At 33.7% G+C, this 23701-nt stretch carries 33 protein-coding genes; 5 read left to right on the top strand and 28 right to left on the bottom strand.

The features are described from left to right. Positions 1 to 12 precede the first annotated feature (12 nt). The 3 genes from A4F88_RS11845 to A4F88_RS11835 all read left to right on the top strand — a co-directional run bounded on the left by A4F88_RS11845 (position 13) and on the right by A4F88_RS11835 (position 1723). A complete protein-coding gene (locus A4F88_RS11845) occupies positions 13 to 690 on the top strand; it encodes a DUF2625 domain-containing protein (RefSeq protein ID WP_068842824.1) in 678 nt (225 codons plus the stop codon). Between the two features lie 68 nt (positions 691 to 758). Further along, positions 759 to 1313 (top strand): hypothetical protein, encoded by a 555-nt coding sequence (locus tag A4F88_RS11840; RefSeq protein ID WP_068842823.1) that lies wholly within the window; start codon positions 759 to 761, stop codon positions 1311 to 1313. A 47-nt stretch (positions 1314 to 1360) separates the two neighbouring features. Next, entirely contained in the window at positions 1361 to 1723 is a 363-nt protein-coding gene (locus tag A4F88_RS11835; RefSeq protein WP_068842822.1) for a VOC family protein, read from the top strand. 106 nt (positions 1724 to 1829) lie between these two features. Here A4F88_RS11835 and A4F88_RS11830 read toward each other — a convergent pair whose 3' ends face one another. The 5 genes from A4F88_RS11830 to A4F88_RS11810 all read right to left on the bottom strand — a co-directional run bounded on the left by A4F88_RS11830 (position 1830) and on the right by A4F88_RS11810 (position 4939). Beyond that, positions 1830 to 2513, bottom strand: coding sequence for a mutarotase (locus A4F88_RS11830; protein WP_068842821.1), 684 nt, complete (start codon positions 2511 to 2513; stop codon positions 1830 to 1832). 6 nt (positions 2514 to 2519) lie between these two features. Next, positions 2520 to 2888, bottom strand: coding sequence for an iron chaperone (locus A4F88_RS11825; protein ID WP_068842820.1), 369 nt, complete (start codon positions 2886 to 2888; stop codon positions 2520 to 2522). Between the two features lie 61 nt (positions 2889 to 2949). Beyond that, positions 2950 to 3417 carry an SRPBCC family protein gene (locus tag A4F88_RS11820; RefSeq protein ID WP_068842819.1) on the bottom strand — a complete coding sequence of 156 codons (468 nt, stop codon included), beginning with the start codon at positions 3415 to 3417 and terminating at the stop codon, positions 2950 to 2952. 173 nt (positions 3418 to 3590) lie between these two features. Continuing rightward, complete coding sequence (locus tag A4F88_RS11815; protein WP_082815758.1) at positions 3591 to 4541, bottom strand: polysaccharide deacetylase family protein; 951 nt, start codon at positions 4539 to 4541, stop codon at positions 3591 to 3593. Positions 4542 to 4546: 5 nt separating this feature from the next. Further along, entirely contained in the window at positions 4547 to 4939 is a 393-nt protein-coding gene (locus A4F88_RS11810; protein ID WP_068842818.1) for a DoxX family membrane protein, read from the bottom strand. Between the two features lie 86 nt (positions 4940 to 5025). Here A4F88_RS11810 and A4F88_RS11805 point away from each other — a divergent pair, with 86 nt between their 5' ends. After that, positions 5026 to 5859, top strand: coding sequence for a helix-turn-helix domain-containing protein (locus tag A4F88_RS11805; protein WP_068842817.1), 834 nt, complete (start codon positions 5026 to 5028; stop codon positions 5857 to 5859). A gap of 12 nt (positions 5860 to 5871) precedes the next feature. On the opposite strand, the gene A4F88_RS11800 is transcribed toward A4F88_RS11805, so the two are convergent. The 17 genes from A4F88_RS11800 to A4F88_RS11725 all read right to left on the bottom strand — a co-directional run bounded on the left by A4F88_RS11800 (position 5872) and on the right by A4F88_RS11725 (position 17291). Then, a complete protein-coding gene (locus A4F88_RS11800) occupies positions 5872 to 6453 on the bottom strand; it encodes an LOG family protein (RefSeq protein ID WP_068842816.1) in 582 nt (193 codons plus the stop codon). 244 nt (positions 6454 to 6697) lie between these two features. Beyond that, on the bottom strand, positions 6698 to 7237 hold the full coding sequence (locus A4F88_RS11795; protein ID WP_068842815.1) for a GNAT family N-acetyltransferase: 540 nt from the start codon (positions 7235 to 7237) through the stop codon (positions 6698 to 6700). A 66-nt stretch (positions 7238 to 7303) separates the two neighbouring features. Next, complete coding sequence (locus tag A4F88_RS11790; RefSeq protein WP_068842814.1) at positions 7304 to 8428, bottom strand: lactonase family protein; 1125 nt, start codon at positions 8426 to 8428, stop codon at positions 7304 to 7306. 25 nt (positions 8429 to 8453) lie between these two features. Continuing rightward, the gene (locus A4F88_RS11785; RefSeq protein WP_068842813.1) at positions 8454 to 8984 is read right to left on the bottom strand and encodes a GNAT family N-acetyltransferase; all 531 of its coding nucleotides are present in this window, start codon (positions 8982 to 8984) and stop codon (positions 8454 to 8456) included. Positions 8985 to 9040: 56 nt separating this feature from the next. Continuing rightward, the gene (locus A4F88_RS11780; RefSeq protein WP_068842812.1) at positions 9041 to 10138 is read right to left on the bottom strand and encodes an MBL fold metallo-hydrolase; all 1098 of its coding nucleotides are present in this window, start codon (positions 10136 to 10138) and stop codon (positions 9041 to 9043) included. Between the two features lie 8 nt (positions 10139 to 10146). Further along, positions 10147 to 10569 carry a DUF1801 domain-containing protein gene (locus tag A4F88_RS11775; protein ID WP_068842811.1) on the bottom strand — a complete coding sequence of 141 codons (423 nt, stop codon included), beginning with the start codon at positions 10567 to 10569 and terminating at the stop codon, positions 10147 to 10149. 6 nt (positions 10570 to 10575) lie between these two features. Continuing rightward, a complete protein-coding gene (locus tag A4F88_RS11770) occupies positions 10576 to 11622 on the bottom strand; it encodes a serine hydrolase domain-containing protein (RefSeq protein WP_068842810.1) in 1047 nt (348 codons plus the stop codon). 63 nt (positions 11623 to 11685) lie between these two features. Beyond that, on the bottom strand, positions 11686 to 12054 hold the full coding sequence (locus A4F88_RS11765; protein WP_068842809.1) for a nuclear transport factor 2 family protein: 369 nt from the start codon (positions 12052 to 12054) through the stop codon (positions 11686 to 11688). Positions 12055 to 12137: 83 nt separating this feature from the next. Next, positions 12138 to 12353 carry an ArsR family transcriptional regulator gene (locus tag A4F88_RS11760; protein ID WP_068842808.1) on the bottom strand — a complete coding sequence of 72 codons (216 nt, stop codon included), beginning with the start codon at positions 12351 to 12353 and terminating at the stop codon, positions 12138 to 12140. 54 nt (positions 12354 to 12407) lie between these two features. Next, positions 12408 to 13322, bottom strand: a complete 915-nt coding sequence (locus A4F88_RS11755; protein ID WP_068842807.1) for a helix-turn-helix domain-containing protein — start codon at positions 13320 to 13322, stop codon at positions 12408 to 12410. A gap of 12 nt (positions 13323 to 13334) precedes the next feature. Continuing rightward, positions 13335 to 14231 carry an NmrA family NAD(P)-binding protein gene (locus A4F88_RS11750; RefSeq protein ID WP_068842806.1) on the bottom strand — a complete coding sequence of 299 codons (897 nt, stop codon included), beginning with the start codon at positions 14229 to 14231 and terminating at the stop codon, positions 13335 to 13337. Positions 14232 to 14336: 105 nt separating this feature from the next. Then, positions 14337 to 14822 carry an SRPBCC family protein gene (locus tag A4F88_RS11745; RefSeq protein WP_068842805.1) on the bottom strand — a complete coding sequence of 162 codons (486 nt, stop codon included), beginning with the start codon at positions 14820 to 14822 and terminating at the stop codon, positions 14337 to 14339. Positions 14823 to 15136: 314 nt separating this feature from the next. Next, a complete protein-coding gene (locus A4F88_RS25670) occupies positions 15137 to 15334 on the bottom strand; it encodes a hypothetical protein (protein WP_178368490.1) in 198 nt (65 codons plus the stop codon). Positions 15335 to 15375: 41 nt separating this feature from the next. Beyond that, a complete protein-coding gene (locus tag A4F88_RS11740; protein ID WP_068842804.1) occupies positions 15376 to 15732 on the bottom strand; it encodes a hypothetical protein in 357 nt (118 codons plus the stop codon). Then, the gene (locus A4F88_RS11735; protein WP_068842803.1) at positions 15729 to 16067 is read right to left on the bottom strand and encodes a nuclear transport factor 2 family protein; all 339 of its coding nucleotides are present in this window, start codon (positions 16065 to 16067) and stop codon (positions 15729 to 15731) included. The genes A4F88_RS11740 and A4F88_RS11735 overlap by 4 nt, the downstream gene beginning before the upstream one ends. A gap of 12 nt (positions 16068 to 16079) precedes the next feature. After that, positions 16080 to 16856 carry a hypothetical protein gene (locus A4F88_RS11730; protein ID WP_068842802.1) on the bottom strand — a complete coding sequence of 259 codons (777 nt, stop codon included), beginning with the start codon at positions 16854 to 16856 and terminating at the stop codon, positions 16080 to 16082. Positions 16857 to 16931: 75 nt separating this feature from the next. Beyond that, positions 16932 to 17291, bottom strand: coding sequence for a DUF4180 domain-containing protein (locus A4F88_RS11725; protein ID WP_068842801.1), 360 nt, complete (start codon positions 17289 to 17291; stop codon positions 16932 to 16934). 107 nt (positions 17292 to 17398) lie between these two features. Between A4F88_RS11725 and A4F88_RS11720 the strand changes: the two genes are divergently transcribed. Beyond that, positions 17399 to 19906, top strand: coding sequence for a M14 family zinc carboxypeptidase (locus tag A4F88_RS11720; RefSeq protein ID WP_068842800.1), 2508 nt, complete (start codon positions 17399 to 17401; stop codon positions 19904 to 19906). Positions 19907 to 20105: 199 nt separating this feature from the next. On the opposite strand, the gene A4F88_RS11715 is transcribed toward A4F88_RS11720, so the two are convergent. From A4F88_RS11715 to A4F88_RS11690, 6 genes are all read right to left on the bottom strand, one after another. After that, positions 20106 to 20516 carry a hypothetical protein gene (locus tag A4F88_RS11715; RefSeq protein WP_068842799.1) on the bottom strand — a complete coding sequence of 137 codons (411 nt, stop codon included), beginning with the start codon at positions 20514 to 20516 and terminating at the stop codon, positions 20106 to 20108. A gap of 23 nt (positions 20517 to 20539) precedes the next feature. After that, on the bottom strand, positions 20540 to 20944 hold the full coding sequence (locus tag A4F88_RS11710) for a hypothetical protein (RefSeq protein WP_068842798.1): 405 nt from the start codon (positions 20942 to 20944) through the stop codon (positions 20540 to 20542). An 88-nt stretch (positions 20945 to 21032) separates the two neighbouring features. After that, entirely contained in the window at positions 21033 to 21464 is a 432-nt protein-coding gene (locus tag A4F88_RS11705) for a GNAT family N-acetyltransferase (RefSeq protein ID WP_068842797.1), read from the bottom strand. 36 nt (positions 21465 to 21500) lie between these two features. Next, complete coding sequence (locus A4F88_RS11700) at positions 21501 to 22403, bottom strand: PhzF family isomerase (RefSeq protein WP_068842796.1); 903 nt, start codon at positions 22401 to 22403, stop codon at positions 21501 to 21503. Between the two features lie 83 nt (positions 22404 to 22486). After that, positions 22487 to 23146 carry a DUF2306 domain-containing protein gene (locus tag A4F88_RS11695; RefSeq protein WP_068842795.1) on the bottom strand — a complete coding sequence of 220 codons (660 nt, stop codon included), beginning with the start codon at positions 23144 to 23146 and terminating at the stop codon, positions 22487 to 22489. Positions 23147 to 23289: 143 nt separating this feature from the next. Next, positions 23290 to 23700: a hypothetical protein gene (locus A4F88_RS11690; RefSeq protein ID WP_068842794.1), complete on the bottom strand. Its 411-nt coding sequence runs from the start codon at positions 23698 to 23700 to the stop codon at positions 23290 to 23292. Position 23701 lies beyond the last annotated feature (1 nt).

Here is a 23701-nt window from a genome sequence, read left to right as displayed (position 1 = left end):
GGACAGAATAAAATGAAAAAGGTTGAAGAACTAATTGATAAAAAAGATCCAGGTTGGGCAATTGTAGAAGATTGGATTAATACAGCAAAAAATAAGGTTGAAATTCTACCAGTCGATGCCGTAAAGGCCAAAGACGCATTGTATAAAATTCAGGTTACAACGCGCTCAACAATGGGGGCAGTAGTTTTTATGACCGGCGGACTTTTAATTGATGATGGCTGGATCAGAATTCTGGGCTCAGGAAGTCCAAAATTTGATCGTTCACTGCCAGATTGGAACAAAGGAAAATCGTTTGAAGAGTTTGGCGAAACTCCTCCTTTTTTATTAATTGCAGATGATGCTATTGGTGGTTTTTACCTTTTAAATGGAGGCGGATTAGGAAATGATGTTGGGAAAATCTATTATTTTTCACCGGACAATTTAGAGTATGAACAGCTTGATATTACCTATTCTGAGTTTTTAGGATTTTGCTTTGATAATGATCTGGATAAATTTTATGAAGGGAACAGATGGAACGGATGGAGAGAAGAAGTTTCAAAATTAAAAGCTGATCAGGTTTTTAATTTTTATCCGTTTCTTTGGACGGCTGAAGGCAGTGACATTAATAAAAATTCGCGAAAAATAATTCCGGTTCAGGAACAATACAGCTTAAATTTAGATTTACGAAAACAACTTGGTTTTGAGCAATAAAACTTTGTTTACAGATTTTATAAACTAGTAAAGATTTAGAAAATATTTGTAGGAGCAGAATCGTTTTTATGAAGAAAGTTAAAGCTGTGCAAAAAAACGCTGAATTAAAAAAAGAATGGAAATGGAAATTTTTCTATTTCTCTGTTTTTATGATTGGTCTTATTTTGGCTGTTTTTGAAATTGAAATTTTTAGGAAAACTCTAATTGTAGTATACATACCAATTTCTATTATAATAGGAACTGGCTTTATTGGTTTCTATTTTAGTAATGAACATTATAAAAAAATATATTCAACTTCTGGTAATTTTATCACACTACTACAGAATTTAGGATCCTGGGGTTTTATTTGTTGCTATTTATTTATGGCTGCAAATTATTATTTGGCAAATCCAGTTGTTAAAAATTATCAGGCAAAAATTATCGCAAAAAGTTCAATGCCAGGACCAAAAGGAAGTCGAAGTGAAAGAGAACCTTTAGTTAGATTTAAATATTTTGATTTTGAGAAAGAACTTGTCTTTAAATTTAGAGATACAGAAAAAGTTAGTTCAGCAGACAGTGTCAAAATTAATATAAAAAAAGGCGGACTTGGTTTTGAGGTTTTAGAAAGTTATGATGTATTCTAAAGTTAAAGTTATTGATAATACTATTTTTAATTTTTATGACATGAATTATGAAACATAAAGCAATATCAATCAGACCGTTTATTGGAGCCAAAGATTTTGAAATCTCCAGAAGTTTCTATCAGGATTTAGGTTTTGAAGAAGGCGTTTTAGATCCTAAGTTTTCTGTTTTTAAAACAGGAGATTTGGCCTTTTATCTTCAGGATTATTACGATAAAAGCTGGAACGAAAATACAATGATTTTTCTGGAAGTCGAAGATGTAGATTATTATTACAATGAACTTTTGAAACTCAATCTAACGGAGAAATATGGAGTGAAATTAACTCCAACGAAACATTTTGATTGGGGAAGCGAGTGTTTTTTGCACGATCCGTCTGGTGTTTTATGGCATTTTGGGAAGTTTAATAAATAAAAAAGTTTTGCTACGAAGACAGATTCAAAGCCTTTTTTGGATTTGTATTGGCAAAAATCAGCATAAAAGATATTTATAACTGACAAATTAAATTTGCGGCTATTTTTTATTTGATATGAAAATCGGCTAAATGAATTGTGTTTTCTTTTCGCTGGTACCAATCATTATAAACCAATTCTAAATTTGCAACTGCAAACGTTCCAAAATTGTAATCGCAATATTGTTCTGTAATCTCCATTATTTTCTTTGGATTTTGAAGTTTCTTCTGAAAACGTACCACAGTAGCATGTGCCGTTGCAATTGCATATCGGCTATCAATACTTTGCTGCAAAGCCGACTTTTTAAAATTCTCACGAAGTTTATCCCGTAAAATATGTAAAGATTCATCAGTTGGAAACCCCTGAATCATGAGAGCAGAAGGTGAAGCTGTAACACCTCGAAATTCAATTTTAATTTCGCTTAAATCAATTAAACTTTCTTTGATAATCTCGACATAATCTTCAGCTTTAATCTTATCTAAAGTAAAATCTTCATAACAGGAAATAATAGACATCACGGTAATATGAAGATCAGAATCAGGATAATAATACTGAGTGGGATCAATTGCCTTTAATTCCTCTAAAAACAACTGAATATTAGCTTTTATCGCTTCACTTGGGCGAATAAGTAATGTGATTCCGAATCGGGAATCTGATACATCATTAATATGCTGATCTATTTTATAATTACCAGCTAAAATCGCGTCGGAAGATGTTTTATAAAGCTGATTATAATGTTCAGTTAGATTCATTGAAGGTTATTTCTTTTTTGCTTTTTCAAGATTTTCCTGAACTCTAAATTTCACAATTTTGGTAATTAAATCAAACGGCATAGGTTGGTCAAGAGGAAATTGTACGGAACCTTTTCCGGACTTATATTTCGATAGTTCATCTTTAAACGCTTCATGTCCGCTTGGTAAAGCATACAAACCAATATGATTTTTGAAAGCAGCAAAATAAACCACAATTCCGTTTTGTTCAAAAGCAGGCATTGAATAACTGATTTTTTCTTTGGCATCCGGAGCGGCTTTCTGAATTGTTACTCTGATTTTTTCTAAAATTTCCTGAACGTCATTTGGGAATGTACCAATGTAATCATCAATATTTTCGGGTTTCTTTATATCCATTTATTGTTTTTTTAGTTTCAGGTTTCAAGTTTCAGGTTTTCGCAAAGAACCTGAAACTTCTTTATGCCAGTCCTTTTGGAAATCGATCCAGAACCAAATTCAACAAAATATTATGTTCTAAATAGGCTTTTGCCCCGGCTAAAACCAATGTAAAACCTTCAGTAGAATTTCTGACCTGATCGATTATTTTATCTGAATCGCCTTTTAAACCCGAATTGGTAATGCTTACAAATGTTTCGTTTTCGTTGAGCGGACTAAAAATCCATTCGACTAAAGTCGTTTCATTGGGATTTCCCCATTCGATGACAATCTTTTTGTTTTCCTGTAAAACATATGTGGTTACGGTTAACGAAAAGCCATACATTTCCCAGGTCCACTCAGTTGTGGTATCTTGTTCTAATTTTCCGGAACCTTTGGTAAACCAAAATTTACAGGTAATTTCCGGATCTGTGAAAGCCTGAAAAACTTCTGAAACAGGTTTTCTAATCAACATTTCGGCTTTTGCGAAGTGGTTATTTTCTGTTTTCATTTTTGATTTGTAAAATGTGTGTTGTAAAATGGAGTAAAAACTTTCAAATAATAAATTTGAAAATCGAAACAATTTTTCGAAGCTCTAATTTAAGAAAGAAATTCGAATTACCTGAAATAAAAAATCCACACAAGTTTTAACCTGTATGGATTTTAAATGGAATTCGAAATATATCATTCTCTAATTGTTGTTTTGTCCTGTAATGCCATTTGGGCAATTTCATCTTTACGTTTAAAACTCACCCCTTTATGTTGTTGCATATATCGAATAAGATCATTTGCGGCTTTTACCATTTGTGGAGTTCCGCCAATACGGTCATGAAAACTAATTGACATTTGTCGGCGTTGTGTTTCACTTTCGGCATATAGTTGATCAAACTCCATTTTAACCTGTTGTAAAAACTGATCTGCCGAAAAGTTTTTCCCTTCTATTAAAACAATATCATTGCAACGAAGTGTATACGGAACTACAGCAAAATCCTTGTTTTTTACCTGAATGATAAAAGGTTCATCTCTGCTGATATCATCAATATGATATTTAAAACCCAGTTCCTGCAAGATGTTTAGCGTATTGGTGCCACGTCGAAGCCAGTTTGCATTATAACCAACAGGCGTAAAACCGGTTACATTCTTGATCGCATCAACACCATCTTTTATAAACTTTTTTTCTTCATCATAAGGCATGGTATATTGTGTGCTCCAGTTCATTCCATGTGCAGCGGCTTCGTGTCCGCGTTGTACAATTTCTTTGGCGAGTTCCGGATTTTTCAAAACTGCTGTTCCCACCATATGCGAAGTGACTTTTACACCCAGTTTATCCCAATTGTCGAGCATACGCGGAATTCCTTCTTTATAACCGTAATTGTACCAGGTTGCAGCGGGAAGATCAATATATCCTTTTTGTATATTTTGAGGAAACGGACTTTCGGCATTATCAGGTTGTCCGCCAGCTTCAAATTGCATCGAAATCGAAACAACTAATCTTGAACCATCAGCCCATTTTGTTTTCTGTGGAGCTAAAAATGATACCGGTTGTGATACTTCTGAAAAAGCTTCTATAGGATTCATCATTCCTACCATTCCTATAATTCCGGTTTGTTTTATAAAATTTCTTCTTGAACTCATAACTATTATTTTTTAATTAAAGTATCAATTGCCCAACTGTTATAATCGATAAAATGCAATAACAAAGCAAAAAAGGCAACGTGAATTAATTGCGACGGAATGGCTTCCCAGTTCTCAATCATTGAGGTTCCAAATAATAAAGCAAGCATGACAAAACCACCGGCAATCAGGGAAGGTTTGGTAAATAAACCCAATATTAAAAGCAATCCAATTACAAATTCGGTTATTGGTAAAATGTAACTAAAAGGCGTTACAATGAATTTAGGCAGCATAGAATTTTCGAAACTGCCAATCATCCAGTTGCTAAAGATGGTTAATTTTGGGAGACGTACCAGTCCGTGGCCAAACATGCTTATAGCGACGGCAAGACGTAATAATAAAAAAGAGGTTGTTTCCATATTTTGTGTGATTTTATAAGACAAAGTTGCAAAGAACAGCCTTGTAAAATTTGTACAATCATTGGAATAATTTGTATTTTTGAAAGATGGAAATTAGAAATTTATACCATCCTTTTGAGCTTCAGTTTTTGGAAGTTTCAGAATATGAAGCCAAAGAACGCAAAAATACTTTTTTTGAAATGGTTTTTGTTCTGGAAGGAAAAGGCATTCAGATTATTAATGATCACCGTTTGCCTTATGCCTGCGACAAGTTGTTTTTGATTTTTCCGCAAGATACACACAGCTTTGAAGTGATTGAAAAGACTAAGTTTTTCTTTATCCGGTTTCATGACAGTTATCTTAAAACGCAAAGTAGTGACTGGATCCAGAAACTGGAATTTATTTTTCATAACCATAATCATTTACCGGGCTGTATTTTAAAAACAGTAAGCGATAAGCCGTTATTAAGAGCCATGATCGAAGCCCTGATTCAGGAAGAAAAGAACAATTTTCCGCAGCAGCAGGAAGTCATTAAACAGATTCTGAATACTGTTATTACAATTGCAGCAAGAAATATTTCGCTTATTGCACCACTTGCAATTACTCTGTCTAATGCTGAACCAAGTTTGGATTTGCTCAATTATGTACATCAGAATATCTATCAGCCGGAAGCACTAAAAGCAGCAAAAATAGCTTTAGAATTTAATGTTTCTCCAACGTATATCAGCGAATACTTTAAAAACAAAACAGGTCAAAGTATTCAGCAATATACCATTGCTTATAAAGTGAAACTCATCGAAACCCGACTCAAATTTACCAATATGCAAATTAATGAAATTGTATATGAATTTGGTTTTAGCGATGCAAGTCACCTGAATCGATTGTTCAAGAAGTATACAGGATTGAATCCAAGTGACTATAAAAAGCAGTTTAAAAATTAGATTTTAGAGGGATTACATTTTATCCTTATTAATCCATTTTCCAACGGTTGGAGGAGTGTAGTTTCTCATTTTTTCTAATAACCCGTCAATATTATCACTTACTAGAAGCATTTGTTGATTGACATCTTTCAATAAACCTTTTTCAACCATTGTTTGGGTTAATTCAATAAGCGCATCATAAAAACCGTTGATGTTCAAAACAGCAATTGGCTTTTTGTGAAGTCCCAATTGTGCCCAGGTTAGCATTTCGAAAAGTTCTTCAAGTGTTCCAAAACCACCCGGAAGTGCAATTACGCCATCGCATAAATCGTTCATTTTGGTTTTTCTTTCGTGCATGCTTTCCACCAGAATCAATTCGGTTAAACCTAAATGCGCAATTTCTTTAGATCTTAAAAAGTTGGGTAAAACACCAATTGCTTTTCCGCCTGCATTTAAAACACCATCAGCTACAGCACCCATTAAACCTACATTGGCGCCACCATAAACCAATTCTATATTTTGTTGTGCCAGGGTCTCTCCCAGCAAAGTTGCCTGCTCTTTATATATTTCTTCGGTTCCAAAGCTGGATCCGCAGAAGACTGTAATTCTTTTCATTGTTGTTTTTTTTAATGAAATGTGAAATGTAAAAAGTAAAATGTGAAAAGTGAGAAGTGAAATGTGAGAAGTGAAATGTGAGAAGTGAGAAATGAAATGTTTTAATTAATTGTTTTTTTCTTACGAAAAAATAATAAAAGAATAATTTTAAACCTCTGACATTTTACTTTTCACTTTTCACTTCTCACATTTCACTTCTCACATTTCACTTCTCACATTTTACAAACCACATCTTGCTACTATTCTATAATTTATAATTTTCAGCTTTTAACTCATATTCAAAATGAGGTATATCAACTCCGTTGCTGGTTACATGCATTTCACCGATTTTTACGGCTCCCAGTTTCGAAACAGCTTTTTGTGAACGGATGTTATCTGCACCAATATGAAACAGTACAGAATCTACATGTTCAAAAGCGTAATCAATCAGTAATTTTTTATTGGATTTATTGTATAAACCACCCCAAAATTTTCTTGCAATAAAAGTATAGCCAATCGCAATACTTGATTTTTCCGGATTGTAATCATAATATCGGGTATTGCCTATAATTTCGTTGGTTTTTCTATCTACAATTAAAAAGGCGCTTTTCGAATTGAGGGCTGCTTCAAAGAAAGGTTTGAAAACTTCTATTTTATAGCGGTCTTTCATGGGGTGTTGTTCCCAGATTAAAGGATCTGAAGCGATTTGATAAAGTGCCTCGAAATCACTTTCCTGCAGCGGAACTAGTTTTGTGATTTCATCTTCTAAAAACTCTGGCTGTAAGTTGAATGCTGGTTTTGTCATTTTCATAAGTTTTTTTATCACAGATTAAACAAAATACGTTTATATCTGTCATCTGTGTGTGCTATTTTAAATCTTTTTAATCTGAACGCAGGAAACATTTTCCATTTTTATTTCATGCCCTGTTTTTGTAAGCAAGCCTGTTTTTTGATTTCTTTTAAATACAATTACGTTTCCGGAATTAACATTGGTTGCAACCAGAAATTTACCACTTTCATCTATTGCAAAAATACGCGGATGATCTCCTAAAGTCGATTGATATCCAATGTTTTTCAAAAGACCATTTTTGGCAATAGAAAAAATAGCAATGTTGTTTTCGTTTCCACGGTTTGAAGCGTAAAGAAATTTTGCGTCAGGCGAAATGTGTATATCAGAACTGTTAAATCCATCTTTTATTTGATCAGGGTGTGTATCGATTCTCTGAATTTTATTTAAAGTCCCGTTTTTATATTTATACACTGTTACAGCGCCAGCCATCTCTTCGATACCATAACCAAATTTTCCGTTAGGATGAAATGTAAAATGTCTTGGTCCGGCTTCTAAATCTGTTTTTGTAAATGGGTTTTGGGTCTCGATAAGTGGTTTTTTCTGATTTTCATCAAATGCATAACAACGGATTTTATCAGCACCTAAATCCGGTAAAAACAAATAGTCAAATCGGGGAGAAAATACTGCCGAATGAACATGCGATCTGGTTTGTCGTTCCTTATTAATACTTCCGTCCAGGTATTGAAAATTTTGTGCGATTGAATCGATTTTTCCATTTTCTAAAATGGGAAAAACAGAAACACTTCCTTCAGTATAATTGGCATTAGCAATCCATTTTCCGTTTTTATGAACTGTAACATAAACCGGATTTTCGCCGCCGCTTCTCTGGCTGTTTAAAAAAGTAAGAGTTTTATTTTTAGCATTAAATTCAAAACTGCTGATACTTCCTGCATTTGGTGTTTTGGTATCTGTACAGGCATAAACATATTTTCCGTTTGGAGAAACGGTTAAATAAGACGGATTTACAACATTTTTCACAGAAGCTACTTTGGTCAGTTCTCCGTTTAAAGGATTCAATTGATAAACCCGAATGGCTTCTGCCAATTTATCAAGATTGTATGATCCTAAAAACACATAAGTATTTTGAGAAAATAAATTGAAAGTGACCAGAAAAGCAATCGTAAAGAAATGTATTTTAAGTTTCAAGGTGTTGTTTTTTTAGTTGTTAGTTTCACGAAATAATAGGCAATCTAAAACCAAATACTGCTAGCTCTCCCTGCATGAAATCTAAATCTTCTGATCTTTGAAAACCAAGATTCTCATACATTTTCCAGGCTGTTTTCATAGCAAGGGTCGAATGAATAATAAGTTGCTTTTGCTTGCTTTTTGTAGCTTTATTGATGCATTCCTGCGTCAAAAGCTTTCCAATTCCTTTTCCGCGTGCTGTAGTATCAACACCTAATAATCTAAAACCTGCCGAATCTTGTTCCTGAGTTGCGATTCCGCCTGAACCATAATATTGCATGTCATTAAAATAAACTACAGCTCCTAAAATCGTGTTTTTTTGATCAGTTGCCACCAAAAGTTCCGTTTCAGGATATTTTGTAAAATCGCCAATATTGGCCAGCATTTTATAATAATTGGGTTGTTCATTTTCTTTCGGAAAACCTTCCAGCTGCGAATAAACACGAATCAAAAGTTTTCCGATTGCTTCAAATTCCAAAACATCCGCATTTCGGATAATATAGTTTGTTGTTTCCATGATATTTTTTAAGCGAAAAAAAGATTTCGCAGGCTCATTTTGTGTTCGGCTAAAATTTATTTAACGCCATTCCACCATTGTTGAAATTCTTGTTTTTCATTTTTTAATTCAACCAATTCTCCAATTTTTGGCGTGATTAACGGAATTGGATTTTCTGAAGCTGCGTTTAAGGCTGTTACTTTACTTAAGGGTTCATCCCAGGAATGTAATGCCAGTGCAAATTTTGATGAATGAACCGGAAATACTCTTTTGGTATTCAGATCTTTCATTGCTTTTATGACATCTTCGGGTAAGTTATGAATGTATTTCCATGCCGGATTATATTGTCCGTTATCGATAAGAGCAAGATCAAAAGGACCAAATTTATCGCCAATTTCCTTAAAGTGAGAATCGTAACCACTGTCGCCGCCCAAATACATTTTAAAGTTATTTGCCTCTAGTACAAAGGATGTCCAGAGCGTGTTACAACGTTTAAAACTTCTGCCGGAAAAATGTCGGGACGGAGTAGTGTAAAGTGTCAGGTTTTGATCGAGTTCTATTTTTTCGTACCAGTCTTTTTCGATGATATTTTCGCTTGGAAAACCCCAAAATTCAAAATGTGAACCAACTCCGAGAGCACAAACGATTTTCTTGGTTTTAGACTTTAATTTCAAAATCGTTTTATAATCTAAATGGTCATAGTGATCGTGTGTAATCAATAAATAATCAATTTCAGGAATATCATCAACCGTATAAATATCAGTTCCTTTAAAGGCTTTTGTAGTTCCGGGAATAGGAGAGGCGTTTCCGCTAAAAACGGGATCAATTAAAAAACGCTTTCCCTCAAGCTGAATGTAATACGACGAATGTCCAAACCAAACGAGGATATCTTTATCACGAGCGAGTTCTATTAAATTAGTTTTGACAGACGGAATTAAATCTGTTGGAATTTTTCGGTCTACTTTTTTGAAGAAAAAATCATATAAAACCTGAGAATAGCCATAGCCTTCTGCAAGTTCCGGTGTAGGACTTAGGTTCTCGAATTTACCGTTTTTAAAGTGTGGTGATTTCTGAATTAATGCTAATCTTTCGCCTGAAGGTTTCTTACCAAATTGCGGGTGTTGTAAAAAAAGATAAAGTAATGCCAGTAAAAGAATCAGTATGGTAAGGATCATGATTGGGATTAATTTGAAGGATATAATTTGTTTAGGTTTTCAACCGAAAGTACAATAAGTTTTTTTAGAATTTCAACATCAATATCTGCTATTTTTTTGACATAAATACAACCTTTTGATGATTTGTGTTTTCCTAATTGTGAAAGCAGTTCTTCTCTGTTTTCAGGAGATAAAGATAAATAAAGCGATATGGCTGCTTTTCTTGGTGAAAATGCGGCTAATGGTGCATCGCCTTCGTGACCACTATCATATTTGTAATGATAACTTCCGAAACCAATAATACTTGGTCCCCACATTTTAGAGTCAAAACCGGTTGCTTTTTGCATAATATTTACAAGTTCAAAAGCATCACTTTTTTTTGCATCATCTTCGATTTTATTGATAAAGTCAGTTACACTGCTTTCGGTTTCCGTAGTTTTATTCTTTGCCATGGTCTTTTATTTTTGGTTTAGTACATAACTCTTCAGTAAAATATTTTTAATTTTAAATTCAGAAGCATAAAACAGGTCTGCATTTTCAGGCATCTGATTTTCTAAAATAATCAGGCTTACGTCACTTTTAGGGAAATACAAATTTACAGAAGAAAATCCATCACCTAAACCGGTGTGACCAAGATATTTGACAGATTCTTTTTCAATAGTACGAATTCCGTAACCATAACCGTCTTTTTCTTTTCCAAAGAAATTGTGCTGTGACAAAACAGTTGATTTTATCATTAATTGATAAGTTTCAGGTTTTAGAATTTTTCCTTTATGGAGGTTATTGTTCCAAATTGCCAAATCATTTGCGGTAGAAATAATCCCGTCAGCACCTAAACTTTCAGGAGTAATCTGTGATTCTTTTTTTACTTTAAAAATACCATTAACATTAAAATGCCCTGAAACTAAATTTGAAGTCTTATCCGGAGCATAAGCCCATGTGTTTTTCATTTTTAACTTTCTGAAAAGTGTATTGGCAACTTCTGAATAGCTTTTTTGAGTTGTGAATTCGACAATTTTTCCAAGTAAATTAAAACTTAAATTGCCGTATTTAAAGTTTGTTCCGGGTTTAAAAGTCAATGGTTTTTGCAGATCAACAATACCATGTGTATGGTTTAAAAGCTGATGAACGGTTACAGAATCTGCCCAGGTTTGCGTAAGTTCCGGGATGTATTTTTTAATTGGATCCTGTAAATTGATTTTTCCCTTTTCGACTTCCAATAAAATCAAAACTGCAGCAATTTGTTTGCTGTTAGACATAAGTTCAAATTGACTGTTCAGGGTTAAAGGTTTTTTAGAATCGAAATTGGCAAACCCCTCAGCTCTGGAATATAGTGTTTTTCCGTTTTTAGAAATTAAAATTACCCCATTAAATTTAGGATCTGAAACTTTAATCAAACTGTCAATTTGTAACGAATAATGATCTCCTTTCTGAGCATAAGAATTGCCGTTTGATAGTAAAAAAAGAATAGTTAATAAAGAGCAAATTCTAAGAATGGGTGTCATTTTTTTTAGTTTCAGATTTCAGGTTAAAATTAGAAAAAATCTTAGCGTTCTTTATCGTAAAAATCAAAACATTCCGTTTTCGTTAATAGGCTCTTTTGGAATTGGTTGTCCTAAATCCCAAAGTTCAATAATTTTGTTTTCTTTAAATTTTAAAATATGAACAACAGCAAAACCTAAATCTACAGGAGTTTGTTTTAAATGAGAATGCACGGCAACCAGATTGCCATCTTCTAAGATATGATGAATTTTAAAAATTTTATTGGGATTTGTTCTTGTCGATTCTTCCATTGCCAGCATCAAAGTGTCGGCATCACCTTTAAAATAAGCATTATGATGTTTGAAATTTTTGCCTACATAAAGTCGAAATGCTTCGTGCGAGTGCCCTTTGGCGGCAAGTTTTAAAAAATCCTGGGCAATTTCTTTATTAGTCATGATTTTAAAATTTAAAAGCTAACTAAGTTATGAAATTTAAAAGTATGATTTTAAGGAAACAAAGACTGAATTTTAAAATAAATTTATAAATTTTCTGATTTTATCTGACTCAGATCAATGCCTAATTTCCCGAATTCTTCCTGACCTAAAGCTGTTATATAAAAGTGCTTGTCTGTTGGTTTCTGTTTGGCAATCCAGCCCTTTTCTGCAAAAGTTATGGCAAGCAATTGACCGAGTTTACCACCAATATGTTCATAGCACATTTTTGCCGGTTTTACATGGGTAGATATATCATTCATTTTAAAAAGGATTTAATTAGCGTTACTACGAATTTAAGAAAATTATAAGCCTTATTAATTAAAAGACTGTCTGAATTCTAAAGGCGAAACATTGGTTTTTGTTTTAAATAATTTACTAAAAGACTGCTGATGCTCAAAACCCAGTTCAAAAGCGATTTCGCTTATTGATAAATTAGTTGTCGAGAGTTTTTCTTTGGCCTTTTCGATAAGTTTATCATGAATATGCTGTTGTGTACTTTGTCCTGTTAATGATTTTAGCAAACCACTTAAATAATTGGGAGTAACATTTAAACTTTCGGCGATAAAATGCACTGTAGGCAAACCATTTTGAGCCAGAGAATCACTGCTAAAATAATCGTCAAGCAGGTTTTCTAAACGAGCCAGAATCTGGTGATTGCTAATTTTTCGGGTAATAAACTGACGGTTGTAAAAACGCTCGGCATAGGTAAGCAGCAATTCGATTTGGGCAATAATAACATCCTGACTGAATTTATCAATGTTTGACTGATATTCCTGCTGGATATTTTTCATGATCCCAATGATCATTTTTTCTTCTTTGTCAGAAAGGTGTAAAGCTTCGTAAACTGAATATCCAAAATACTCGTATTGTTTGATTTTTTTGGCAAGCGGTGTATTCCATAAAAAATCAGGATGGACCAATAATGACCATCCTGTATGCTGTAATTCGGCATTGCTTTCTATAGAAAAAACCTGTCCCGGCGAAATAAACAATAAAACCCCTTCATTAAAATCATATTCCTGCTGACCGTATCGCATCTTGGCATTTGGACTGCGTTTTAAGGCAATCGTATAGAAATCCAGCATTAAGCTTTTGGGCTCTTCTGCGTTGAGGTATTTCAAATCTTCAAAATTGTAAACCGAAACTAAAGGATGTTCCGGCTTAGGCAAATCCCGAAATTGATGAAATTCGCTTATGGTTTTAATTTTATGTGGTTGATGATTTGCCATAATACAAGGTACTTAATTCTGATTAAATATAGCAGCAAATTCTTTGGCATAATCCGCCAGTTTTACTTTCCCCATTAGGGCTGGTTTGTTACGTATATAATCCGCTCCCAAAGTACCATCGTAAAGTGCGGTATACATTTCAATCAAACCGTGAGCGACTTTAGGCTGCATCCCCACATTTATCAGACTGTTTAAGTTTTCTTCGTTGCTTATTAAAACCCATTTTAAATCTGGCTTTCCTATCGCTTTGCCCAAAATACGGGCAGTTTCATGACCTGTAAGTTCCTCGCTTGCTACATAACGAATCTTTTTTCCGTCAGTCAAAGTAGTGAGTTCTTCTGCAATGGCAGCCGAAATATCATTTGGCGAAACCCACGGAATCATACTGTCTGCACCATAATTTGCAGCAATTACGCCCTGAGATTTAATCATCGGAATATAAGCCAGCAAATTGTAAAAGAACGAAGTCGGACGCATAAAAGTGATCGAAACATCCTGAAGTTTATTCAGAACATTTTCGATTTCATTGTAACGCTGAATAATTCCCGAATTTTGCTCTAAATGTGCGCCAATACTGCTTAAAAATACGACACGTTTTACTCCAGATTTTTTAATGGCTTCGGCATAACTGTTCCCGATTTTTCTGGTAAAAGCATCGAGATCAAGATTCGGGTCAAAATAATTCGCTCGCGGAATCATACAATAAACCGCATCTGCAGCTGTAAAAATTTTGGTCAAAAATGCCACATCTTCGACAGAACCAATTGCTGCCAAAGCTCCTAAAGCTTCAATCTCCGGTTGCTTTTCAACACTGCTGCTAATCACCGTAACCTGATGCCCTTTTTGCACTAACTCCTGAGTTAGTGGCTTGCTGATGTTCCCTAAAGAACCTGTAATTGTAATTTTCATTTGATCTCTTTTTTTAATAGTACAAAGTTGCGCAACATCAAAAAAAGAGATTTAGCCAAAACTATTATTATCGTAGTCTAAACGTGGATGCCTTAAATGCTGAAATTATTTTTCAGATAATTTTTTTTCATTTTCGGTTTGAGGTTTTCCCGTGGCGTTTGGCTCGCCTTTTCCTGTAGTAATAAGCTTGAATAAACTATTCTGAATGTAATTGGTCCAGGCATCACGGCAAATTTCAAAACATTCGTATTCCGGAACCAACCCAAAATGAGTAAAACGAAGCTCGGTTTTTCCGTCTTTTTCCGAGATTTCAAACGTAGGTTTTGTACCTGTCCATTCCGTTTCGTCTTCGGTAAACTTAAAATAATTTTTCTCGATCAGCCAAACGACTTTTTGGTTCTCTATTACTTCAATCAGTTTCACTTTGCAGCGATGGACATCTTCATAATGATAATCAAAAATGTCATTTAATTGGGCTGTATTGCCTACAATTTCTTCAGACCACCAGCCCCGAACATTCGTAACAGCATTAAAAACTTCTTGCGGAGACTGGCTTACTTTTATTGTAGTCGTAAAATTTGTTGCACTCATCTTATTTGATTTTAGAAAGTTATACAACAAATTTATCTTTTAAAATTCAGATAGTTAGGGTTGATTGAAGACAAATTTGAGGGGTAAATCAGACAGAAGTAGTTTTTTGATTTATTTTAAAGGAGCAGAAAAATTATTTTTAAAAGAACCTTTCGTCCCGCTGTACGCTATATCTTTTATGGCAAACTCTGCCATAAAAGGATACCGCTTCCATCGGGGCTAAACCGGACATTTATTATTTATAAAAAATGAAAGTGGGTTTCGTCAATCAATTTTCAGACTGAACGAAACCGAAGCCTGTATTTTATGTTTTTTTAAATATCCGAAACCGAGTCCTGTATTTCTTTCATCGTGTTTTCGTTTTCTTTCGGAATCAGGAATAAAAGAATTGTAGCGGCAATTTGTGCGATGTAATTACAAAGATCTATAATTCCGTTTAGAGGGAAATTTTTTAGGTCATAAATTAAATAGGGAAGAGAAACTATTGAGCCTAATAATAGGGAAACCAGCAATACATATTTTACGCCATTATAACCTCTTCTAATTAAAGCACCTAAAAAACAACGAAAAGAATACCAAAAAGAGCACTTTTAAAATTGGTTTTAATCGCTGCTTCACCTGACAAAAAAAAGTTTATCAATCCTAAAGCAGCTGATAAATACATTAAATTAGAGGATTGTATATGATTTTCATGAATCACAAGCGGTTTCTTTTCCTTTTCTTTTTCTTCTTTTTTAGTGATTAATGAAGTGATTATTCCGGTTTCTTCCTCTGAGAAATCTCTGCCTCTTGCTTTAAGTATTTCATAAGCAAATTTTATTGCCTGAGGTACAAATCTGCTTTCAGGCTTAATATATTCTTCTAATTGTTTGTCTGATTTTTGTTCTAAGACACTTTTTTTTACACTCATTTTATTAAATCCATTCGGCTTATTTTTTGATTTTTTATTTCAAAAATAACCACTTGTTCTTTCTTCTCGTTACTTCCATTTCTCCCGTAAACATATTCATGAACGATTGCTTTGTTATCAAAAAATATCGTTTTAATGACTTCAGCATTTAGCTCAGGCGATTGTTCAAAAAGTGTGATAAACATGTTTTCGCAGTCTTTTTTGCCATCGATTATAGCTGTATGATCCTGAAAATTATAGATTTTGGTATCTTCGGTATATAAAGGCATCATACTTTTGATGTCTTTGTTATTGAATGCCAACATTTGGGCATCAATGATTTCTTCTATCGTCATTTGGTTTTTGTTTTATTCAATTCGCTTTACAACATTATCAAGATCATTAACAACTAGTTTTAAAATGATTTTATTTTTAGGGAAATCATTTTGCATATCTTTTCTTAACTGAACAAATGATTGGTAAGCGGTTAAATCAGTCTCAATTGATTCATTACAGGAAATAGAGACTTCGTAGTTATTGTCTATTTTTTCCAGATAAATGTATTTCGTTAATGAGTTGTCAAAAAAGCCTGTTTTTTCAAAAGAATTGGCAATTTGGTCGGCTTCGTTTTCGTTGATGTTGTTTTGATATACGATTTCGTTGTTTACTGAACCGTATGTTTTGGTTGATTCTGTGAGTGTTCCGCTGCCAGCTTCATTCAAAAGGGAGATACTTAATATTGCGCCAACAGTAACGGCACAGCCAATAAGAGAAACACCGGCAGTACGCCAGCCATTAAATTTTTCACCGCCGTTTTTCAGGTGTTCATTTATTTTTTGTTCCTGATATTTTTTGGTGAGGTAACCTGCAATCATCATATAAATAAGCGGAAAAATAACATTAGGGATCTTGATGTTTTCAGGAATAAAGAAAATCAGACCAAAAATTACGATAGTAGATAGTATGGCAATAATCCAGGTTTTCTTTGCATTCTTAAAATCGCCAAAAGTTTTAAAGTTTTCTGCCATAAAATAGCCGGCAACTAATGGTCCGCCCAGAAATGTTCCGGACTGGATTGCTTTTTCGGTATAAATTTTTCCTGTTGGGATTTCTTCAAAAACTGATTTTTCAATTGTTTCTTCCATAATGTATTTACTGGTGTGTTTTAAATTGGCTTGTATTTATTTTCTGACAAAAATACAAATTAAAATAATAGTTTATTAGTTAGAAAGTCTGTCTAAAGCTTCTTGTAAAGTAGGCACAAAATTAACCTGTCTGTTTTTATTACTTTCAAAAATAAAATCCTTCATGCTTTTACTCTCATATTTTTCGAAATCGCCTATTATTGCCAGACGCATTCTAAAATTAGAGACTTTTTGCAGGATCTCGCCGGCGATTCCGGTTTTCAGGTCAAAGAAAAGAGGCGTAATATCTTTTTCATAAAGAATTACTTTATCAAAATCCTGATAATAAGTATTGGCAATTAAATCTGCACCGTCCTGTGTCGATTCAATGATTATTTTGTTGGAATTTATTTCAGCAATTCTGGTATTGCTTATGAGATGGGTTTTGGTTTCCAATTTGGTTTTTATTTAAGGTTTTAAATATAAAATAATATTTAGTACAATTTTTAAATTGGTATAAAGTTAATTGCTATTTTTAATCCCCTATCAAATTCAATTTACTTATGAAGAAAACATTACTCACGGCTATAGTGCTGTTTACCGTTTCTTTTTCTGTTTTTGCACAACTAAAAACACCCTCAGAATTTATTCCGAATTACGGAAAACAAATTAGTTACTACCATCAGGTCGGAGATTATTTTAAATATCTGACGGAGCAATCGCAGTCGATCAAAAAACAGCAATACGGCTCAACAAACGAGCAGCGTGATTTAAATGTGTATTATATTTCGACACCTGAAAATTTAGCCAACCTGGAACAAATCCGAAATAATAACTTGGCGGCAATTGGCTTATCAGATAAAAAAAATACAGCTGTTGAAGATAAAATTATAGTCTGGCTGAGTTTCAACGTTCACGGAAATGAATTTGCTGGAACCGAAAGTGCCATGACCGTAGCTTACGAACTTTTGAATCCGTCAAACGAAGCTGCAAAACAATGGTTGAAAAACACGATTGTAATTCTCGATCCGTGTATTAATCCTGATGGATATTCAAGATACGGAAACTGGTTAAGAGAAATTTCCGGAAAAAAAACACATCCTGGGTTATACGACAGAGAACACATGGAAGTCTGGCCGGGCGGAAGATACAACCATTACCTTTTTGATCTCAACAGAGACTGGGCGTGGCAAACTCAAATCGAATCGCAACAACGTATTAAGTTGTATAATCAATGGATGCCTCAGGTTCATACTGATGTGCATGAAATGAGTTATAATTCGCCTTACTTTTTTCCTCCTGCAGCAGAACCTTTGCACGAATTTATTGAACAATACCAAAAGGATTTTTATAATGTTTTGGGTAAAAATATTTCACAAAAATTCGACAAGCAAAACTGGATGTACAACACCCGCGAACGATTTGATTTGTTTTACCCAAGTTATGGCGATACTTACCCAACATACAACGGTGCAGTAGGATTAACGCTGGAACAGGGCGGAATAGGAGCAGGACGTGAGGTTACAATGGAAAACGGTACCAATGTTACCATAAAAGACCGATTAACACATCATGCCACAGCTGTTTTAACGGTTGTAGAAAGTGCTGCTTCGCAAAAAGATGTGCTTCTAAAAGGTTTCAGGGATTTTCATACCAATGCCAGAAAAAAGGCAAAAGGAGTCTACAATATGTATGTTCTGAAAAGCAATCCGAAACTGGAACAATTAACCGAAATGCTAAAGAAAAATGATATTGAGTTTACTTATGCAGATGCCTCTGCAAGCGCTTCAGGATTTCATTATCAAAACAAGAAAAATGAAAACTTTAAGGTTGAGCCAAATGATTTAATTATTAAAGCAGATCAGCCAAGATCTGTTCTGGCTCAGGTTTTATTTGAACCAAATCAGAAATTAAACGATAGTTTATCGTATGATATTACAGCCTGGGCATTGCCTTTGGCATATGGAGTTGAAGGTTATGCGGTAAAAAATAATCTTCAGATTAAAACAAAATCTAAGATCGAGAATGCCGAAAAAACAGTTCCGGCAAGTGTCTATGCTTTTTACGTACCGTGGAATAACAGAACTTCGGCTCAGGTGATTTCATTATTACATCAGGCGGGAATAAAAGTACGATCAGCCATGAAAAAGGCAGTTTTTGGAACTGTTTCTATAGAACCGGGTGGATTAATTGTAAGCCGTGCCGATAATCCAAAAATAACCGATTTCGAAAAAACTGTAAGCGATATTATCAAAATCAAAACCGATTATAGTTTTATAACCACAGGATTTTCGACCAATTCTAAAGATATTGGCGGTGAGAATTTTGCATTGCTCAAAGCGCCAAAAATCTTAATGCTTTCCGGAAAAGGAATCGTTTCTACAGAGTTTGGTTCAACCTGGTATTATCTGGATGAAACCATAAGTTATCCGGTTAGTATTGTTGAAACGAGTAATTTTAATAGAGTTAAATTGTATAATTACAATACTTTGATTCTGTCAGACGGTAGTTATGACTTATCTGAAGACCAGAAAAAACAAATCGACGAATGGGTTAAAAATGGCGGAAAGGTAATCGCAATAAGCAATGCTATTTCTTTATTTCAGGATCGCGACGGTTATGCTTTGAGTTTGTTTGCAAGTAAAGAAGACAAAGAAAAATCAGAGAAAGAACAAAAAGAAACCGAACTTAAAAAACGCTTTCTGGATTTTGAAGGCTCAGAGCGAAGAAACATTTCAGGTTCTATTCCGGGTGCCATAATCGAAAATAAATTAGACAAAACCTATCCAATGGCATTTGGGTTAGGAAATACTTATTTTAGCCTTAAAAGCAACGAAAGATCGTTCTCATTACTTAAAAACGCTGTTAATGTCGCGTATATTCCAAAAGACTATTTAAGTTATGGCTTTGTTGGAAACGATATCAGGAAAAAACTTAACGAAACCGTGAGTTTTGCTGTAGACAAAAGAGGCGACGGAACCGTAATTTACATGATGGACAATCCGCTTTTTAGAGGTTTCTGGGAAAACGGAGTACTATTATTCAGTAATGCACTTTTCTTAGTACGCTAAAAAACAAAACAATTGATTTCCGCTCTTCAGATCTTTTCGAGGAGCGGATTTTTTTTTTTGGAAGCAGTATTGTTTTTGTTCTTTCAGACCTTTTGTCCCGCTTTACACTATATCTTTTCCCGGTTAAAGAAACCGGAAAAAGGATGTCGTTTCCATCGGGGCTAAACGAGAAAGGTATTATTTATAAAAGGTCAAAGACTTATTGTTTTACAAGATATAAGTCTTCACCATCTACATAAGATTGTTCTAATATCATTTGTCCGTCAAGAAACAAATAACCATATTTTACACCTTCAATAATCACAACGGGTGATTTTGTACCTCCGGAAGTAGCATCTCCCGTTAAATAATCAATTTTGTACTCGTATTTGTAATGTTCTATATTCGACCCCGTTGTGATGGTTAGATTTGATTTTGTATCGAATTTATAAATCTTATTTTGGCTTGAATAATCGGTAAAAACAATGGGATTATTATTGCCTTGTATAATATTTCGGGTTTTTATTAACTTCCAGTTTCCAACCACAGGATTTTGAGTTTTATCATCACCATCATTAGAGCAACCTGCAAATGTAAAAACGATTAAGAGTAACGTAATTATGTTTTTCATGATTTTTGATTTAACGTTAAGTTTTATTTTATACGAACATATCCAGATCCAAAACAGTCATAACATTCCTCGCTTAAGTGCAGTTTATTATCTTCAAATTCAAAAGACATGGCAGGAAAATATATTGCAGGGTCAGTACTTACAATCATAGGTCTTTCACCACCAAAAATAGATTTTTGGGTTTTTATTTCAAACGGATAATCAAAGACCAGTTGTCCATCAATATATTTTTTGTAAGAAGAACCGGAAAACTCAATTTGAATCACTTTGTTAGTAGATTTTGGAGTTTCTGTTGTTCCTGCAAATCCACCGCTAGAACCAATCCAGTTCCATTTGCCCTGTAAAGATTTTTTGGTCGAATTTATTGCATCATTATTAGAGCAGGAACTCATTATAATTAAAACAAGTAAGAGTAAATTTTTTTTCATTGGTTAAAATCTGTCATTGGTTTAATTAATAGATGTAGAATTTGTTAAATGGTTGCGTTAGTATTTTGTGTTACGTTAATTTTTTGATTTAATTCATGTTTTCTGTCAATTCAAATACAATATAAGCACCGTGTTCAGATCGGCCTCTTTCTTTTATAGTAAAACCTTTTTTCTCATAAAAAATAGCAGCTTTGGTATTGTTCTCTAAACATTTAAGGGTAATAGGCAAGCTGGTTTTGTCAATGGCAGCCTTCAATAAAGCTGTTCCAATGCCTTTACCATGATATTGCTGATCGACATACAAATGATGAATAAACCGATCTCTCATCCAGATAGAAATAAATCCAACAGGAATTCCGCCAATTCGTGCTACGAGAATAACTTCATCCTTTGTATTTCTGTCAAAATCATTTAATTGAAATGTTGCCGGATCTAGCCAGTAAAAGGTAGCTTGCCTTTCTTTTAAGAATAACGTTCTTAAAAGATCATGATCGGTTTTTTTGATTAAGGTTATTTCCATTACTGTTTTCGAATCTGGCAGAGATGAATTGTATTTTTAAATTTCTATTTCAGTTTTAAAAACAACAACAGCATCACCTTTTATCTGAATTAATTTTGGTTTGTTATCTTCAATTGAGACCTTAACTTTTATGACACCTAAACGGTCTATTTTTTCACCTTGTCGTCCGTTAAACTCAAACTCATTACCATCAAAAGCAACAATTTCATTTTGTATCAGATAACCGCCCAATGGTCCGTTTGCGTTTCCGGTTACAGGATCTTCGTTGATACCAATTCCCGGGGCAAACATTCTGCCATAAGTCAGGATATCTTTATCATCAGAATCAAATGTAAAAACAAAATAACCGTTGCAGTTAATCTCTTTGCTTAAGCTTGCTAATTCAGGATAGTCAGGTGTTAAATTGTTCAGTTTTGTTCTGCTTTTAATTCCAATCATTACTTTAGAATGTCCTGTAGAAGCAATTTGAATAGGACATTTGTCTTCAATATCAGACTTTTCTAATCCTAAAGCACCTAACATTTTTTGTGTAATAATATCATTAAATGGCGGACTAAGTTCGAAAGTTCCCTGTGTCATTAAAATTTGATAATCTTCGTTGTTTTTGATTATTTCAAACGGCAGTATGCCTACTTTGGTTTTATATCTTAATACACAAGAATCTAATTTCTCTTCAACAGCTTTTGCATACATTGCTGCAATTGTAGCGTGACCGCAAATCGGAACTTCGGTATTGGGAGTAAAATAGCGTATAATACCATCGCAATCGTCAGTATCGGGAGGAAAAAGAAATGCAGTTTCAGAATTGTTTAATTCTCTTGCAATTTGCTGCATTTGGTAATCATTCAATCCTTCTGCGTTTACCACAACTCCTGCGGGGTTTCCTTTAAATCTTTCTTTTGTAAAAGAATCTATCTGATATGTTATTCGTTTTTTCATTATAATTTTAGGAGCTAAATTTAATTTAGAAAGAAGCTTACAATATTTTATAAATAATTTATTTTCCTTCTTTGATGATAATCTTATTCTATTCTTATTGGGTTTTGTTGTTGCTTTTTATTTAATTTTTTTATCCAGAAAATAATACAGACTGCGCCAAAAGTTCCCGGGATAAACCAGCCATAAAAGCTGGGAAAAAATTCGTTTACAACAACAAAAGCGGTTGTAGCAGAAATGTAACCACCAATCATTTTTCCAAGATGCAGTTTTAGCCAGTCCTGGTGTAGTTTTTCCCGATTTTTATAGAGTATTAAATCCCGTACAGAAAAAAGGAGTCCAATACAACCAAAAGCAGTTAAGACAATATTGATTTTTTGATTTATTAACGGATTGTATAAAATCATCAATATTCCTGTTGCAATCATAATTCCTGAAATAATCTTATCTTTCTTTAAATTGATGTTTTTATTTTTGAATTGTAAAGCTCTGTAGCCTGTTATGATAAAATAAGAGCTAAAGATTCCGATTGCGAATAAAAACGGACTTTTGTGTTGCGGTAAACTGGAAATAATTAAAGCTGTCAATGCTGATAAAAGCATGCAGTAATAAAAGAGTTTTCCGGATTTTTTATGAATAACTTTTCCTTTGGTTACAATTAATGAAATCAAACCCGAGATAAGAGCGACGCCACCAAATACAGCATGAGAATAAATTAGTAATTGTATTAATTTTTCGTTATTCATTTTTGATTATAGTCCTCTTAATATTTACTGAAAAATAGTAGATAATTTGGTGAGTTGAGTTTTTAGTTAAGCTAAAATACTCTTTTTTTAGGATAAAAAATCCGATCTATTTTCATAAATCGGATTTTGATATTTAAAGTAATCTATTGGTTTTGAAAAATGAGGATGTCGCTAAATTTTTCGATTTGATCTATTATAAAAAGACTGTCGTTGAAGTAATCCATGTCAAAATCAGGATCTCCCCAAACTTCAAATCTTTTTATTGAAGTCTTCAGTTTTTCTTTGTCATAAAAGTTTTCATTCCAGTCAGTTTCAAGATCATCAGCAATTTCTACAGCTTCGTCATTTATATGTTTTTCCTGAGATAAATAAATATAGAAATTGTACTCGTCATTAAAAGTTATTGTGATTTGATTGTCGTTTAATACAATTTTTGGCTCATCAATATTGTCAGGTTTATGATAGAAACTATCTAAGTATCCTTTTAAGACAGTGATTTCTGCATTTGAAGATGGTAATATATAAGCAGAATAAGAATAGAAAGTATTTGCCATT

Source organism: Flavobacterium chilense (assembly GCF_001602525.1).
GTDB classification, from domain to species: Bacteria; Bacteroidota; Bacteroidia; order Flavobacteriales; family Flavobacteriaceae; genus Flavobacterium; species Flavobacterium chilense.
The sequence above is the reverse complement of the archived record's forward strand: the minus strand, read 5'-3'. Positions and strand labels throughout refer to the sequence as shown.